This window comes from Streptomyces sp. NBC_00096, from assembly GCF_045041305.1.
In the GTDB taxonomy this organism is placed as follows: domain Bacteria; phylum Actinomycetota; class Actinomycetes; order Streptomycetales; family Streptomycetaceae; genus Streptomyces.
This window is the reverse complement of record NZ_CP108221.1, coordinates 757,282-772,929: the sequence shown is the minus strand read 5'-3', so window position 1 is coordinate 772,929 and position 15,648 is coordinate 757,282. Positions and strand designations below refer to the sequence as shown.

The 15,648-nt window shown below is 73.5% G+C and carries 13 protein-coding genes; 4 read left to right on the top strand and 9 right to left on the bottom strand.

The window, feature by feature from the left end; all coding sequences use genetic code 11:
• The first annotated feature begins 2 nt into the window (after positions 1-2).
• Together OG904_RS03465 and OG904_RS03460 are read left to right on the top strand one after the other, a co-directional pair.
• Positions 3-920, top strand: coding sequence for a bifunctional 5,10-methylenetetrahydrofolate dehydrogenase/5,10-methenyltetrahydrofolate cyclohydrolase (locus OG904_RS03465; RefSeq protein WP_405487232.1), 918 nt, complete (start codon positions 3-5; stop codon positions 918-920).
• A 114-nt stretch (positions 921-1,034) separates the two neighbouring features.
• Positions 1,035-2,567 (top strand): peptide MFS transporter, encoded by a 1,533-nt coding sequence (locus OG904_RS03460; RefSeq protein ID WP_405487230.1) that lies wholly within the window; start codon positions 1,035-1,037, stop codon positions 2,565-2,567.
• Between the two features lie 47 nt (positions 2,568-2,614).
• On the opposite strand, the gene OG904_RS03455 is transcribed toward OG904_RS03460, so the two are convergent.
• The 5 genes from OG904_RS03455 to OG904_RS03435 all read right to left on the bottom strand — a co-directional run bounded on the left by OG904_RS03455 (position 2,615) and on the right by OG904_RS03435 (position 9,196).
• Positions 2,615-3,880: an MAB_1171c family putative transporter gene (locus OG904_RS03455; RefSeq protein WP_405487228.1), complete on the bottom strand. Its 1,266-nt coding sequence runs from the start codon at positions 3,878-3,880 to the stop codon at positions 2,615-2,617.
• A gap of 7 nt (positions 3,881-3,887) precedes the next feature.
• The gene (locus tag OG904_RS03450; RefSeq protein WP_405487226.1) at positions 3,888-5,309 is read right to left on the bottom strand and encodes an NAD(P)/FAD-dependent oxidoreductase; all 1,422 of its coding nucleotides are present in this window, start codon (positions 5,307-5,309) and stop codon (positions 3,888-3,890) included.
• A gap of 103 nt (positions 5,310-5,412) precedes the next feature.
• Complete coding sequence (locus OG904_RS03445) at positions 5,413-5,973, bottom strand: toxin-antitoxin system, toxin component (protein ID WP_405487224.1); 561 nt, start codon at positions 5,971-5,973, stop codon at positions 5,413-5,415.
• Positions 5,970-7,181 (bottom strand): hypothetical protein, encoded by a 1,212-nt coding sequence (locus OG904_RS03440; protein WP_405487222.1) that lies wholly within the window; start codon positions 7,179-7,181, stop codon positions 5,970-5,972. Before OG904_RS03440 ends, OG904_RS03445 begins: the two co-directional genes overlap by 4 nt.
• 215 nt (positions 7,182-7,396) lie before the next feature.
• Positions 7,397-9,196 carry an FAD-dependent oxidoreductase gene (locus tag OG904_RS03435; RefSeq protein ID WP_405487220.1) on the bottom strand — a complete coding sequence of 600 codons (1,800 nt, stop codon included), beginning with the start codon at positions 9,194-9,196 and terminating at the stop codon, positions 7,397-7,399.
• Between the two features lie 229 nt (positions 9,197-9,425).
• On the opposite strand from OG904_RS03435, the gene OG904_RS03430 reads away from it, so the two are divergent.
• Together OG904_RS03430 and OG904_RS03425 are read left to right on the top strand one after the other, a co-directional pair.
• Positions 9,426-9,731 (top strand): 4a-hydroxytetrahydrobiopterin dehydratase, encoded by a 306-nt coding sequence (locus OG904_RS03430; protein WP_405487218.1) that lies wholly within the window; start codon positions 9,426-9,428, stop codon positions 9,729-9,731.
• A gap of 41 nt (positions 9,732-9,772) precedes the next feature.
• Positions 9,773-10,513: a class I SAM-dependent methyltransferase gene (locus tag OG904_RS03425; RefSeq protein WP_405497736.1), complete on the top strand. Its 741-nt coding sequence runs from the start codon at positions 9,773-9,775 to the stop codon at positions 10,511-10,513.
• 97 nt (positions 10,514-10,610) lie between these two features.
• Here the strand turns inward: OG904_RS03425 and OG904_RS03420 are convergent, their stop codons facing one another.
• The 4 genes from OG904_RS03420 to OG904_RS03405 form a co-directional block, all read right to left on the bottom strand.
• Positions 10,611-11,039 carry an RICIN domain-containing protein gene (locus tag OG904_RS03420; protein WP_405487216.1) on the bottom strand — a complete coding sequence of 143 codons (429 nt, stop codon included), beginning with the start codon at positions 11,037-11,039 and terminating at the stop codon, positions 10,611-10,613.
• A gap of 8 nt (positions 11,040-11,047) precedes the next feature.
• A complete protein-coding gene (locus OG904_RS03415) occupies positions 11,048-11,896 on the bottom strand; it encodes an aldo/keto reductase (protein ID WP_405487214.1) in 849 nt (282 codons plus the stop codon).
• 156 nt (positions 11,897-12,052) lie between these two features.
• Positions 12,053-12,826 carry an ABC transporter ATP-binding protein gene (locus tag OG904_RS03410; RefSeq protein ID WP_405487212.1) on the bottom strand — a complete coding sequence of 258 codons (774 nt, stop codon included), beginning with the start codon at positions 12,824-12,826 and terminating at the stop codon, positions 12,053-12,055.
• Positions 12,823-15,633, bottom strand: coding sequence for an ABC transporter permease subunit (locus OG904_RS03405; protein WP_405487210.1), 2,811 nt, complete (start codon positions 15,631-15,633; stop codon positions 12,823-12,825). Before OG904_RS03405 ends, OG904_RS03410 begins: the two co-directional genes overlap by 4 nt.
• Positions 15,634-15,648 lie beyond the last annotated feature (15 nt).

The window sequence follows — 15,648 nt, the reverse complement described above, 5'->3', positions numbered from 1 at the left end:
CCATGACGACTGCCCAGAACGTTCAGGAACAGGCTGTTCAGGAACAGACCGTTCAAGAACGGACCGCCCGGCTGATGGACGGCACCGCCCTGGCCCGCCGCATCTCGGAGCGGACCGCCGACCACGCCGCGAAGATCACCGAGCGCACGGGCACCGCGCCCTGTCTCGCGACCGTGCTGGTCGGCGAGGACCCCGCGTCCGTCACCTACGTACGGATGAAGCAGAACCGCTGCGCCAAGGCCGGGATCACCTCCCGCCACGTCGAGCTGCCCGCCGCGACGACCACCGAGGAGCTCGTCGCCACCCTGACCGAGCTCTCCGAGGACCCCGAAATCAGCGGGATCCTGCTCCAGCACCCGGTCCCGCACCACATCGACGAGCGCGCCGCCTTCGAGGCCATCGCCCCCGGCAAGGACGTCGACGGGGTCACCATGCACTCCTTCGCCGCCATGGGCTTCGGACTGCCGGGCTTCGTCTCCTGCACCCCCGGCGGCATCATGCGGCTGCTGGAGGCCTACGACGTGGACCTCACCGGCAAGCACGCCGTGGTCGTCGGCCGCAGCGCGATCCTGGGCAAGCCGGCCGGGATGCTGCTCCTGGAGCAGAACGCCACCGTCACCTACTGCCACTCGCGCACCGTGGACCTGCCGTCCATCGTGCGCCAGGCGGACGTGCTGGTCGCCGCGGTCGGCAAGGCCGAGTTCATCCGGGGCGAGGACATCAAGCCGGGCGCCGTGGTCCTGGACGCCGGCTACAACGAGGGCAACGTCGGCGACGTCCACTTCGAGTCGGCCGCAGCCCGCGCCTCGCTGATCACCCCCGTCCCGGGCGGTGTCGGCCCGATGACCATCGCGGTGCTGCTGGAGCAGACCGTGCAGGCGGCCGCCGAGCAGGCCGGACTGGCCCTCGCGGACCTCTGACCGCACCCTCGCAGGGCGAACGCCCCGGGCCCTTGGGCTCGGGGCGTTCCCGTTTCCGCCGGTAACGGCCGAAAGACCGATCCGGGCAACCGGCACGAGCGCTGCAATGAATATGTGAACGCATCGATGGATATGCAGAAGACCTCGGGACCGGACGCGGCGGTGGGCGCGAAGCGCCACCCGCGCGGGCTCGCCACCCTCGTCCTCGCCGAGCTGTGGGAGCGCTTCAGCCTCTACGGCATGGTCGCCATCCTCGTGCACTTCCTCGCGGCCTCCCGCGGCCACGGCGGCATGGGCCTCCACGAGGGCACGGCCGAGGCCGTCGAAGGCGTCTACATGGCCATGATCTCGCTGCTGGCGCTGCCCGGAGGCTGGATCGCCGACCGGTTCCTCGGCGCCCGCCGCGCCGTCCTGTGGGGCGGCCTGGTCATCATGGCGGGCCACGCCCTCATGGCCGTACCGAACCCGGTCTTCGTCTGGCCCGGCCTGGTCCTCATCGTCATCGGCACCGGGCTCCTCAAGCCGAACATCTCCGCCCTCGTCGGCCGGCTGTACGCCGCCGACGACGACCAGCGGCGCGACGCCGGCTACTCGATCTTCTACATGGGCATCAACCTCGGTGCCGTCATCGCCCCGCTCGTCGTCGGCTACCTCGGCGAAGAGGTCAACTGGCACCTCGGCTTCGGCGCCGCCGCGGTCGGCATGGCCATCGGCCTGGTCCAGTACGTCCTCGGCGGCCGCCGGCTCTCGCAGCAGCTGCGCGCCGAACCGGTGGTCGGGCTCACCCCGGCCGAGCGCGCCAAGGTGCGCAGGTCCTCCGCGTACGGCCTGGTCTTCACGGCCGTCCTGATCACCCTGCTCGCCGCCTCCCACGCCCTGAGCATCGACAACATCACCTTCGTGCTCACGATCGTCGCCGTCGTGGTCCCGGCCGGGGTGCTGCTCTCGATGTACCGCAGCCCCAAGACCGACCGGGTGGAGAAGACCCGGCTGCGCGCCTACGTCTGGCTCTTCCTGGCCGCCACGCTGTTCTGGCTGGTCTACGACCAGATGGGCAACGAGCTGAACCTCTTCGCCGCCCAGAAGACCGACCTGTCCCTCCTGGGCTGGCACATCCCGGCCAGCTGGACCCAGTCGCTGCCCTCGCTGTTCGTGATCGTCCTGGCCCCGGTCTTCGCCGCCTTCTGGGTGCGGCGGGGCAAGCACATGAGCACCCCGTTCAAGTTCGGCCTGGCCCTGCTGCTGACCGGCGCCTCCTTCGTGGTCATGTCGGGCGCCGCGGCCATCGCCTCCAGCGGGGTCAAGGTCTCGTTGATGTGGCTGGTGGGCGTGTACGTCATCCAGGTGATGGGCGAGATGTGCCTGAGCCCGGTCGGCCTGTCGGTCACCACCAAGCTCGCCCCGCGCGCCTTCACCAATCAAATGATGGGCGTCTGGTTCCTCGCGGCCGCCACCGGGGACGCGATCGGCGCGCAGCTGCCCAGGCTCGACGCGGTCATCGGCCAGAGCTGGAACTTCCTGTGGCAGGGCGCCATGGTGATCGCGGCCGGCGCGGTGATGGTCCTGTTCACCAAGCGGCTCAAGGTACTGACAGGCGAGGCGGCCGGGGCCGCCCGGAGCCGCGAGACGGTGGCCGCGGCGGTCTGACGGCCCCTACGGCGGCCCGGGGTGAGCCCGCCGGGCTCCGGGGTGGCTCAGACCGCGTGCGCGGCCCTGCGGCGGGCCTCCGCCACGATGGGGGAGGTGTGGAACTCCCGGGCCAGCTCGGTGAGCGGGGCATCACCCAGACGGCAGGGCTCCGCGGGGCCGGATACGGCGGGCAGCCCCGGGGCGGGCGCGGTCCGGCCGGCGGCCGTACGGTCGGTGCCCGCGCGGCCGGTGACGGCCCGGTCGGCGGCCGCCCGGTCGGCGGCCGCCCGGTCCGCAGCCGCCCGGCGTTGGCAGGCGGCCGCGAGCACGGCCGCGTCGGCCACCAGGGCGGCGCCCCGCTCGCCCCGGCCCTGGGCGCGCGCAGCCTCGTAGGCCTCGCTCCGCACCGCGGGGTCGAACCAGGAGGCGAGCGCCAGGAGCCCGTCGTCGATCACCGACTCGCGGTGGATCAGCCGGATCCCGACCGGGGACCACCAGGTCAGCGGCACCGTCATCACACTGGACGCGGCGAATCCGTGCAGGGCCCGCCACAGCGGACGCAGCCGGCGGTACTGGCTGAACTCCTGCCAGGCCGCCGATCCGCCGACCAGGGGCACGATGAACCCGGTACCGACCAGCAGGGCCGCCGCGGAGGCGAGCGGCGGCGCGAGGTAGGTGGACAGGCCGTCCCAGTCCCGGCCGGACCAGCGGGCCCCGACGGCGGCCCACTTCGCGATGAGGTAGCCGACGTCCATCACCATGCCGAACATGAGCAGCGCCAGCCCGGTGCGCAGCGGCCGCAGCGCCGGGTCCACGCGCCGCAGCCACTTCCAGCACAGCAGGGTCAGCGCCGTGCTGCCCACGGCGTGGGCGGTCAGGTAGAGGGCGATCATCTCGCGCATCCACGGGGTGTTGGCGTAGTACGTGTCCAGGTCCCGCAGCCGCTCGACCGGCGCGTCCGCCATCACGAACAGGAAGACGATCGTCACGATGACGGCGCTGTACGCGACCACCGTGATCCGGGTGGCCCGCAGCACGCCCCGGGTCGGGCCCCCGCCCCAGTGCAGGATCAGCACGATGCACGACCCGGAGAACGCGGTGAGCACGCTGTAGACCAGGGGGGCGGAGAAGTTGACCACGCCGGTCAGCCGGTTGACCGCGGCGATCGTCGGCGGACCGGACAGGAACATGGCCATGGAGCCGACGACCAGCAGCGTGCACACGGCGCGCATCAGCGGCTGGTCCCAGCCGCGGCGCAGCGTCGGAGCCTTGATGGCCAGGGCCAGGAGGATCACGAACCCCGGCACGTAGAGGATGAGCCCGTGCGTCATCGGGCGCCTAGCGGGCTTCGACGGGGTCGGCCTCTTGGTCGAGCCCCGCGACGGTCCGCTCGGCGGCGGTGAGCGGCGGTGCCTTGAGCGCGCCCCGGTCAGAGGCGCGCAGCACCTGCCAGACCACCGACGGCTTCAGCCAGTAGGTGGGCGGGCTGCTCATGGTGATGACCTCCAGGAAGGCCGAGGTCAGCTCCTCCTGGGTGGTCGCGCCGGTCATCAGCCGGGAGACGTAGGAGTTGAGCAGGCCGGCGCCGGTGCGCGGCTCCATGCCGGTGGCCCCCGGGTACAGGATGTCCTGCGAGGTGGCGAGCTCCCAGGCGGTGGCCACCTGCGGGGCCAGCGCACGCTGCGCCTCCATGCCGATGGAGGGGTGCGCCAGGCCCTTGGCGCGCAGCAGCGCACGCACGGCCAGCAGGCCCTGGGCGGCAACGGTCATGCCCTGGCCGTAGAGGGGGTTGAAGGTGGCGACGGAGTCGCCGACGGCGAAGAAGCCGTCGGGGAGCTCGGCCTTCTCGAAGTACACCCGGCGGTTGGCGGTGCCCTGGGTGACGGCGACGTCGGTCAGCGGCTTCTTGCCCTCGAGGAGTTCGCCGACGATGGGGTCGCGGATGCCCTTGGCGAACGGGATGAACTCGTCGGGGTCGCCCGTGGGCTGGCCGCCCCGGGTCCCGGAGAGCGTGGCCTGCCACTGGCCGTTCTCGATGGGCACGATCGTCGCGGTCTGGCCGGGGACCGGAACCCGGGGGTCGGACTGGACGTTGACGATGGGAAAGCCGATCTCGTGGGCGCCCTCGGGTGCCTCGAAGATCCTGGTCGCGTAGACCAGACCGGAGTCGACCTCGGCCTGCCGGATGCCGTCCACGCCCAGCCCCTGGAGCCAGGTGCGGGCCCGGGAGCCGCGGCCGCTCGCGTCGACCACGAGGTCGGCGGTGATCAGCCTGCCCTCTTCCTCCGGGGTGTCGACGCGGACGCCGGTGATGCGCGCGGCCGTGCCCTCCAGGGAGCGGACCCGGCTGCGCTGCAGGGTGGTGACCCCGGGCAGGGAGATGACGCGGGCGCGGACCACCGAGTCGAGGAGGTCGCGGCTGCAGGAGATGTTGAACTGCTTCTCCCCGCACCGCGGGATCCAGCCCTGGGCGGTCTTGGTGACCAGGTCGGTGGGCAGGCTGCGGCGGATCGCACCCGCGGCGATCCAGCCCTCGGTGATCCCCGGCAGGATGTCCTCGATGGCCCGGGCACCGCCCGACCACATGACGTGGACGTGGCGGCCCTGGGGGAGTCCGCGCCGGGGTGCCGGGCTGTCGGGCAGGGTGTCCGCGTCGATGATGGTGACCGACGCGTGCTCGGCGAGGACGGCGGCCGCCAGGAGGCCGGCCATGCTGCCCCCGATGACGACGGCGTGGCGGGGCGGAGAAGACTGGGTCATCGTGTGGTGCTCTCTGTCAGGGCCGTGCGCGTGCGCATCGGCGGAGTGGGTGCGTCGGCGGGAAGGCGGTGGTCAGTCGCCGGGGGCGCGTGCCGGGGCCCGCTCAACGTCCGCAGCCGAACGAGGTCTTGATGCGCTCGATCGCCTCGGGGACCTGCTCTTCCCGGGGCGGCGGCAGGAAGGTCTTGAGGATCTTTCCGAGGTGCAGGCCGAAGGTTTCGGCGCGGATCTCCGCGGGATCGCTGCGGTCGGCGCGCGCGGCCGCCTGCCGGACCACGGTGCTCAGCCCGTCGTCGGTGTGCAGCAGTTCCGCCAGGCCGCCGCCCCGGCCGGTCAGCCGGGCGGCCACCGCCATGCCCTGGCCGTGGCGGTCGCAGGTGCCCTCGTCCAGGTGCCACAGCTCGTGGCAGGCGATGACGAGCTGGTGCTCGGGCCGGGTGCGCTCCTCGATGACCAGGAGATCGCGGTCCTCCATCTCCAGCCACAGCCCGCTGGCCGTGTCAGGAGGGAAGGCGGCGAACCGGAACAGCACGGACCGGTCGCGGCCGCGTCCGTAGGCGGCGCACAGGCTCCCGATGATGCCGGGGGCGTCGGTGCTCGGAGCCAGGCGCGCTGCTGTCAGCAGATCGTCGCCGAGCTTCCGCATGGCCCGTGTGGTCCTCATGGCGCTCCCCCTTCGGCACTGCGGTCATCGGCGGCTCCGCGGTCATCGGTCACTCCGCGGCCGGTGGCGGCTCCGCGGTCGTCGCCGGGTCCGCGGCCGGTGGCGGCTCCCCGGTCATCGCCGGGTCTGCGGCCATCTGCGGCTCTCCGGTCATCGCCGGGTCCGCGGTCGTCGGTGGGTCTGCGCTCGGTCGCTCCGTGCTCGGTGGCGGCTCCGCGGCCGGTGGTGCCCGGGCCCAGCTGCCCTTCGCGCGCGAGCAGATCGTCCAGGTGGTCCGCCAGGGACTTCCACCCGCGCGGGGAGAGCCGTCCCGCCCGGGTGACGATGCTGCGCACGTCGTGCGCCCGCATCACGGCGAGCATCGGGTTCTCGGCGGGCCGTTCCGCGGCGTGCATGTCGCGTTCGATCCCGGTGAGGGCGTCGGCCAGCGCCTCGGTGTCGTCGGCGAGCAGGAACCCGCTCTCGACTCCGTAGAAGCGCTGGATCCCGGCGGCCGCCGCGAGGTTGGGGAGGCCCTCTCCCTGGGCGAGGCGGGTGAGTGACTGCCCCGAGGCGTCGAAGGATCCGGCTATGGCGGAGAGGGAGTGGGCCTGCCCGTCCTCCCGGGGGCGGGTGCGGCGCAGGTGTTCGAAGCGCCGGCGCACCTGCTCCTTGAGCGGGAGCCTGGGCGGATTGCCCTCGAGCGTGAGCCGGATGCCCTCCGGGGTGATGCCGGTGAGGTACGAGAGGCGTTCGAGGTCGTCCGCGGCGCCGTCCGCCCGGCCCCCGGGACCGGAGCCGGTGGTGGCCAGGGCCCGCTCCACCGCGCTCTTGCTGTCGGCGAGCAGGAAGCCGGCGTAGACCCCGAAGAACCGCTGCACGCCGGCCGCGTGGCCGAGCCGGGGCAGTCCGGTGCCCGCGTTGAGCGGGCCCAGGGAGGCACCGGGGGCGTCGAAGTCCTCGGCGATGGCGGCGAGCGACCACTCCCGGCCGTGTTTGTCGCGGCGGGTGGCGCGCAGCCGCAGGAACCGCCGGTGCACCCGCTCGCACAGCGGCAGGTCGGCGGCGGTGCCGGCCAGCACCCGGGGGACGCGGGCCGGATCGACCCCGGACAGGTGGCTGAGCCGCTCCACCGCGAGGACGTGCTCCGGGTCCTGGCCGCGCCGCTCCGCCAGTGCCACGACACGGGCCCAGGCCGCGGTGAGGTCGGGTCGGGGGGCGGCTGGCACCGGGTGTTTCTCCGTCAGTAGAGAGAAGGTTCGATCTGGTTGCTCTGCGTGAACCCTATCCCCCGGTTCCGTGGCAGAACAGGGCGCCCCCCAACCTTTCCTTCCATCCGCCTCAAAAAAGGTGGGGATGCGCACCGTGCGGTCCCCGGCGACCGCGGGTGCCTCGCCGTCAACGGGCGCGGCAGTCGGCATCCCGCGGCGTCAGCCCGGCCGGGTCACCCCAGGTCGAAGGCGTTCGGCAGGCCGAGCCGGTAGCGCCACAGGTCGTGCCGTTTGAAGGACTCCACCTCCGGAGCCCGGTACAGCGGCTTCACCGTGCACCGCCCGGCCGTCGAACCGTCGCGGTCCAGGAGCGAGTTGACCGCCGCGCGGGCCGAGGCGTTGGCCCCTTCCATCGTCGCCAGGTCGATGTCGACGGACACGTAGTCCCCGCTGAGGAAGAAGTTCGGGATGCGCGTCCCCGCGCTCGGCCGGTTGTGGAAGGTACCGGTCGGGTGGATCAGCAGCTGGTCCTGGTTGGTCGGGTGCGGAGTGCCGATCCCGTCCACCCCCGGGTCCAGGAACCACGAGTGCAGCTTCCCGTCCGACAGCAGGGTCTTCCCGGTGTCGTTGAGCGAGGCCTTCAGCTGCGCCCACACCTCGCGGGCGACCTCTTCGCGGGTGCACTCCTTGGCCGTCTTCCCGTACAGGATGCCGGGTTTGTCCCACTCGGAGATGTCCACCGACAAGCAGTCGACGGCCGCGCCGTCCCCGTAGTCGGCCGGGAAGTTCCGCGAGGTCCAGTGCTCGGCCTGCTGGATCGCCGTCAGCGACCACGGCGAATCGATGCAGTTGAGGTGTCCGTGTACGAGGGGCGCGCGCTCGGTGAGGTAGAACTGGATGCCGGTCATCCAGTCGGTCTCCAGCAGGTCGCACCGCCCGAGCATCGGGTCGGCGGCCCGCAGCGCCGGGCTCCACGTGCGGCGGGCGTGCTCGACGGGCAGTGCGCTGACGTAGTGGTCGGCGGTGACGGTGCTCGCGGCGCCGGCCGGGTCCTCGACGAGGACCCCGCTCACGCGGCCGTCCCCGTACCGGACCTCGCGCACCGTCCAGCCGATCCTGAACTCCACGCCGAGCGAGCGCAGATGGGTCTCCCACGGGTCGATCCACGCCTCGTTGGTCGGCAGGTTCAGGATCCGGTCCGGCGGGCCGTCCGCGCCGCGCCCCAGCAGGTTGAAGACGAAGGCCTCACCCAGCGTGCCGACCGTACGGGTGGACGCCTCCTCGGCCTTGGTCGCCACGATGTTGCGCGTGACGCCGATGGCGAGGATGCGCTGGTACTCGCTCGACATCCGCGCGGCCCGGGTGAACTCCCACCACGGGGTGCGCTCCCACTGCTCGTCGCGCCGCTCGTCGCAGCTGGTGAGGAAGACGAGCACGCGGTCGACGAAGTACGCCGTCTCGTGCGGCGGGAGCCGGACCAGCGACTGGAGGATCCCGGTGAGGGCCCGGCGCAGTTCGTCGGGGGTCAGCTCGGCGGGGGAGTGGTCGGGCCAGGGGATCGGCGCGCGCAGGTCCTCGCGGCCGGCCGCCCGGGCGAACATCATCTCTCGCGGGGCCACCAGGTTGTCCCAGACGCCGTTGGCGTTGCCCGGGAAGGGGATGCGCCGCATGGTGTCGGGCAGGTTGTGGTAGATCCCCGGGATGAAGCGGAAGCCGTGCTCGGCGGGGAGCGGACGGCGCCCGCCCCGCGCGCTGTCGGGGACGTTCATGCTGCGGGCCTTGCCGCCGAGCGCCCGGCGCTCGTACACGGTGACGGCGTAGCCGCGTTCGGCCAGCTCGTGCGCGGCGGTGAGGCCGGCGACCCCGCCGCCGAGGACGGCCACGGTGCGCGCCCGCCCGGCTCCGGCGGATCCGGCGGCGGCCTCGGCGGCGGCTTCGGCCGGGGTGGCCAGGGCCCCGGCGCCGGATAACGCGCCCGCGGTGGCCGCGGCCCCCGCGATGAACGTGCGCCTGGAATTTCCTGTGCGCGTCACGATGATGCTCCCTTGGTACCGGCGGCACCGCCAGCGGTATTACCGGCGGTAACAGTCACGTCCGGCGCAGGAGCATAGGGGCGGCGCGGTGGTCACGGAAGGCGCGGAAGTACCCGCACGCACTATGGCGCGAAACCTTCCCTCCAGCCCGAGCTGTGGGAACCTTGACCTCACGTCAGGTCAACAGGGCAGTCGCGTACGCGTACGCGCACGGGGAAGGAGCCTGCGGATGTCGCGAGAGCCGCTTTCGCAGAAGGAGATCGAAGACCGGTTGCGGGAACTCCCCGGCTGGGCCTTCGAGGACGACAGGATCTTCCGCACCTACCGGCTGGTCAGCCACTTCGCGGCGAGCGCCCTCGTCAGCCACATCGCCAGCGTGCAGGAGGAGTTGAACCACCACTCCGACCTCACCCTCGGCTACAACACCGTCCGCGTCTCCGTGAACACCCACGACGCCGGGGACTCCGTCACCGACGCCGACTTCGCCCTGGCCGAGCGCGTCGAATCCCTCGCACCCGCCCACGGCGCCGCCTGATGCCGAAGGCCGTGCCACTGACGGTGCCGGTACCGCGGCCCCTGCTCGACTACGACGCCGAGGCCGAGGCCTACGACGCCACGCGCGGCGGGGTCCCGCGCGCCGAGGCCGCCGCCGCCGCGGTCCTCGGCCTGCTCCCGCCGGCCACCGGGACCCTGCTCGACCTCGGCTGCGGCACCGGCATCGTCACCACCCGCATCGCCGCCGCCCGTCCCGGGCTGCGCGTCCTCGGGCTGGACACCTCGCAGGGGATGGCGGCCATGGCGCTCTCCCGGGGGGTCCCGGTGGTCCTCGCCTCCGGGACCAGGCTCCCGCTCCGCGCGGGCTCGCTCGACGCGGTCGGCGCGGTCTGGCTGCTGCACCTGCTGCGCGCACCGGGCGCGGTGGCCGCCGTGATCGCCGAGGCCGGGCGGGTGCTGCGGCCCGGCGGGGTGTTCGTCACCACCGTCGACAAGGACTCCGCCCACGACGTCGGCAGCGACATCGACGCCGTGCTGGCACCGCACCTCAACGCGACCCCCGCCGACGCCACGGCGGACGTCACCGCACACGCGGCCCGGGCCGGCCTGCACCCCGCCGGGGAAGCCCTCTTCACCGGCCACGGCCAGGGGCGCACCCCGCGCCGGAGCGCGGCCGCGCTGCTCGCCGGGCAGTACGCCTCCCGGGTCCGCCCGCGCGGGATCGCCCCGCGCGAGCTCGCCGACCGGCTGGAACTCCTGCCGGACCAGGACACCCCGCGCGCGGAACCGACGTACCGGCTGCGCGCCTTCGTACGGGACTGACGGGCGGGCGGCCGGGCGGCCGGACCGGCCGGCTGGCCGGCGTGGGGCCAGACCGGGGCCGGTCGCCGCGGGCCCGGCAAGATCCGAAAGAGAAGGCCTAGGCGGGCTCCAGGCGCCACCACTGCGCCGGCGAGTCCGTGTCCTCGAACTGGCGGGCCCGGCCCTCCGCGTCCGCCTCCAGCGGCAGTCCGCTGATCGCGGCGATCAGCGAGACGACGCCGGGGTCGTCGAGGTGTTCCTCGACGACCCACTCCTGCGCCCCGAAGGCGTTCGCCTTCCACACCTGGACCCGGCTGCCGCTCTCGGTCGACGCGTTCGCCACGTCGAGCCGCTTGCCGTTGTGCACGCTGACCAGGTGGAAGATCCCGCCGCCACTGTGGACCGGCGTGATCTCCCACTGCCGGGCCGCGGCCGGCTCGCCGTCCGGCCCGACGCACACCCGGTTGCCGCTCTCCACCTGGAGCAGCAGCCCGCTCGCGGCATTGCGGACCCGGTACACGCCGTCGGGCGCCGTCCACGTGCTCATCGAGGGGCTCAGAAGTCGAACTCGGCCGGGTCGGGACCGATCCGGCGGCCCGCCGCACCCGCGCCCAGGGCGTCCAGCGCGGCGATGTCGGCGTCGTCCAGCTCGAAGCCGAAGACGTCCAGGTTCTCCCGGATCCGCGCGGGGGTCACCGACTTCGGGATCACGACGTTGCCGAGCTGCAGGTGCCAGCGCAGCACCACCTGCGCGGCCGAGCGGCCGTGCTTGGCGGCGATCGCGGTGACGGCGGGCAGGGTGAGGAGCTCCTTGCCCTGGCCGAGCGGGGACCAGGCCTCGGTGGCGATGCCGAGCCGGGCGTGCACGGCGCGCAGCTCGTCCTGCGGGAAGAGCGGGTGCAGCTCGATCTGGTTCACGGCCGGGACCAGGGAGCTCTCCGCGCCGAGCCGCTCCAGGTCGGCGGGGCGGAAGTTCGACACGCCGACGGCCTTGGCGCGGCCGCTCGCGGCGATCTCCTCGAAGGTCTTCCAGATGGTCAGGAAGTCGTCGCGCATCGGGCGCGGCCAGTGGATCAGGTACAGGTCGATCTCGTCGAGGCCCAGCTTGGCCAGCGAGGCGTCGAACTCGCGGAGCACGCCGTCCCGGCCCCAGGTCTCGGACTTGCCGTTCCACAGCTTGGTGGTGACGAACAGCTCCTCGCGCGGCACCCCGGCGGCGGCGATGGCCTTGCCGGTGCCCGCCTCGTTGCCGTAGATGGCGGCCGTGTCGATACTGCGGTAGCCCGCCTCCAGCGCGGTCGCGACGGCCTGCTCCGCCTCGGCGTCCGGGACCTGCCAGACGCCGTAGCCGAGCTGGGGCATGAGCGTGCCGTTGTTGAGCTTGATGACGGGGACCTGGTTCACGTCGGTCGTTCCTCGAGTCGTCGCTGGTACGGGGGCTGGCTGACTGCTGGTACGAAGGCTCGTACGACCGGCGACAACCGGACTCCCGCGCGGCCTATTCCCGCCGCACGGGTGAAATCCGTACGGCGGGAACAGGCCGGCACCCCCGGGCCGGTCCTACGCCCCCAGGTACGCCTCCCGCACCCGCGCGTCGGCCCGTACCTCCGCGGCCGTGCCCTCGGCGAGCACGGTTCCCAGGTCCAGGACGACCACCCGGGTGCAGAGGTCCATCACGAAGGCCACGTTGTGCTCGACCAGCAGCACCGCGCAGCCCTCCTCCCCGGCGAGCCGGCGCACGACCACCGCCAGCTGCTCGCGTTCGGGAGCGGACATCCCCGAGGCGGGCTCGTCCAGCAGCAGCACCCGGGGCGGATCGGCGACGGCGCGGGCCAGCTCGACCATCCGGGCCCGCCCCACCGGCAGCCCGCCGGCGTACGAGTCCCCGAGCGCGCCGATCCCGCAGTCGCCCAGCACCCGCGCGGCCCGCTCCCGCCGCTCCCGCTCCCGGCGGCGCCGGGAGGGGTAGGCGACCAGGTCGGCGGCGAACCCCCCGCCCCCGCCCCGCCACTCCTGCGCGACGAGGACGTTGTCGGCGACGCTGAGCTGCCCGAACAGCTGCTGGCGCTGGAAGGTCCGGCGCATCCCGTGCCGGGCCCGCCAGACCGGGGAGCGGCGGGTGATGTCCGCCCCGTCGAGCAGCATCCGCCCCTGGTCGGGTCGGCGGATCCCGGACAGGACGTCGAACAGGGTGGTCTTCCCGGCCCCGTTCGGCCCGATCAGCCCGCACACCTCGCCGGCCCGGATCCCGAGGTCGACGCCGGTCAGTGCCCTGACCCCGCCGAAGCGGACACTGATGCCGCGGGCCTCCAGCACGGGTTCGCGCTCGCTCATGTCGCCATCCCCAGATAGGCCTCGGTCAGCCGGTCCGCCTCCACCTCGGAGCGCGGGCCGCACCAGGAGACCCGGCCCTGGGAGAGGTAGGCGACGGTGTCGGCGATCCCGAGGATCTCGGCCGCCTTCTCCTCCACCAGCAGCAGCGCGGTCCCGGCGGCGCGGAGCTCGGTGAGCAGCCCGTACACCTCCTCCACCACGCGCGGTGCGAGTCCCAGCGAGGGCTCGTCCGCGATGAGCACCCCGGGCGGCCGCTGCAACAGCGGTGCCAGGGCCAGCATCTGCTGCTCCCCGCCGGACAACGCCCCGGCGGGGACGGTGCGGCGCTCGCGGAGCCGGGGGAACCGGTCGTAGACGGCGTCGCGTTCGGCCGGGTCCCTCAGGTACAGGGCCAGGTTCTCCTCGATGCTGAGGGAGGGGAAGATGCCCCTTCCCTCGGGCGCGAGCAGTACCCCGGCGCGGGAGCGGCCCACGGCTCCGTCGCGGGTGGCGTCGCGGCCGCCGATGTGCACGGTCCCGCCGGTGACGGGCAGCGCGCCGGCCGCCACCCGGCAGGCGGTGCTCTTGCCGGCTCCGTTCGGGCCGAGCACGGCGAGGATCTCCCCCTTCCGTACGAGGAGGTCCACACCGTGCAGCACGAGCCCGCCGTCGTACCCGGCCGTTATGCGGCGCAGCTCCAGCGCGGGCGCGGGCCCTGCGGGATATGGCACCGGCGGGGCTGAATTCCAGCCCGCCCGGCGTTTGAGGGCCGGGGTCCGGGGCGGAGCCCCGGTTTCGGGAAGGGGCGGGGTGGGGGAAAGCCCCGCAGGGCCCACCCCGACTCCGCCACCCACCCGGGCCGCGGGAACGGCTCCGCCGACAGCCTCGGCTCCGGTCCCGGCGGGGGCTCCGGCCGCAGCCGCAGCCCGTCGCCGGGCGAGCCGGACCGGAACCGCCGCGCAGTACCCGTCCGGGTCGTTGGCCAGGGCCAGGCCGGCCAGGCCGAAGAGGATGACCGGCAGGTGTGCCGACTCCGTCACGTAGTCCGCCATCACCCGCGGAGCGACGGCGAAGACCAGCCCCGCGACCACCGCGTACTGGGGCCGCCGGACCCCCGCCGCCACGACCACCGCCAGCCACACCAGGCCGGTCATCGCGGTGAAGTCCGTAGCCGTGATGCGGGTGTTGTACGAGGCGTACAGCACGCCCCCGAACCCCGCCAGCCCCGCCGACAGTGTGAACAGCAGCAGCTTCGTCCGCAGCACGGACACCCCGGAGGCCATCGCGGCCGCGGGGGCCGACCGTACGGCGAGCATCGCCCGGCCCGAGGGGGAGCCCCGCAGCGCGCTGAGCCCGGCCGCGACCACGGCGACCACGACCACCAGGGCCACCCCCAGCGCCCGGTCGTCGGAGAGGTCCACGGGGCCGATGACGGGGCGCGGGACCGACCAGCCCGAGTCCCCGTTGCGCAGCCACCGCATCTGGAACAGCACCTGGTCGGCGAGGAAGGCCAGGGCCAGCGTGGCCAGTGCCAGGGACCGCCCGCCGAGCCGCAGCGCGGGCAGCGCGACCAGTGCTCCCAGCACGGCGGCCACGCAGGTCCCGACCGCCAGCGCCGCCACGAACGGCCAGCCGTGGCTCATCAGCAGCCCGGCCACCAGCGCGGCCGCGGTCACGAAGGTGCCCTGGGCCAGGGACACCATCGCGCCGAGCCCGGTGACCACGGTGAAGGACATGAACACCAGGGCCAGCGCGAGCCCCTGCGCGAGGAGCCCGCTCCAGAACGGCGTGGTCACGGTGTAGAACGCGATGGCCAGCGCCAGGGCCAGGCCGGCCCACACCCCCCACCGCCGCCCCCACGAGGCCCCGGCCAGATGATCCACCGGGGCCAGGTCCACGGCGGCGGTCCCGGCGGTCCGGGCCCGCCGGGTGAGGACCAGGAGGCCCCCGAACAGGATCAGGAAGGGCACCGCCGTCCTGAACCCGGTGATGGAGTCGGCGAACGAGGCGTAGCCGACGACGAGGTTCTGCAGCACCCCCAGCCCCAGCCCGCCCGCGAAGGCGAGCGGTACGGAGGCGAACCGCCCGATCACCGCGGCCGTGGCCGACACGAACAGGAACAGGGTGAAATCGTGCGCCGACAGCCCGAGCAGCGGCGTCGCCAGCACCCCCGCCAGCCCGGCCAGTCCCGAGGCGATCATCCACGCCACCGAGGACAGCCGGCCGGCGTCGATCCCGCGCAGCTCGGTCAGCGAGCGGTTGTCGACGGCCGCGCGCAGCCGCAGCCCCAGCCGGGTGTGCCGCATCAGCACCCACAGGGCCACCGCCACCACGGCCGTGGCCAGCCAGGTGATCAGCTGGTCGGAGTCGATGCCCACGTCGGCGGTGAGCTGCCAGGACTTCGCGGGGCTCGGCCCCACCCCCGGCAGCCCGAACTGGTTCTCCGCCGGCTTGAGCGGAGCGCCCGCGTCCTGCAGCAGCTCCACCGCCCACAGCCCGGCCGCCGGCAGGGCCACCAGCAGGCCGATGGTGGCCACGATCTGCGCCGTCTCGCCGACCTGCGCGAGCCGGCGGAACATCAGCCGGTCCAGCGCCCAGCCGAGGCCGGGCGCCAGGACGAGGACCACCAGCAGCGCCGCCGGGACGGCCGGCCAGCCCAGCCCGGAGTGGAGTTCGTAGAAGGCGAGCGCGCACAGGTAGGCGGTGGCCCCGTGCGCGAAGTTGAACAGTCCGGACGCCGAGTACGACAGCACCAGCCCGGTGGCGAGCAGTGCGTACAGGGCGCCGGACACCAGACCGCTCAGTACGAAGGCGAGCAGATCTCCCATGCGGATTCCCGTACC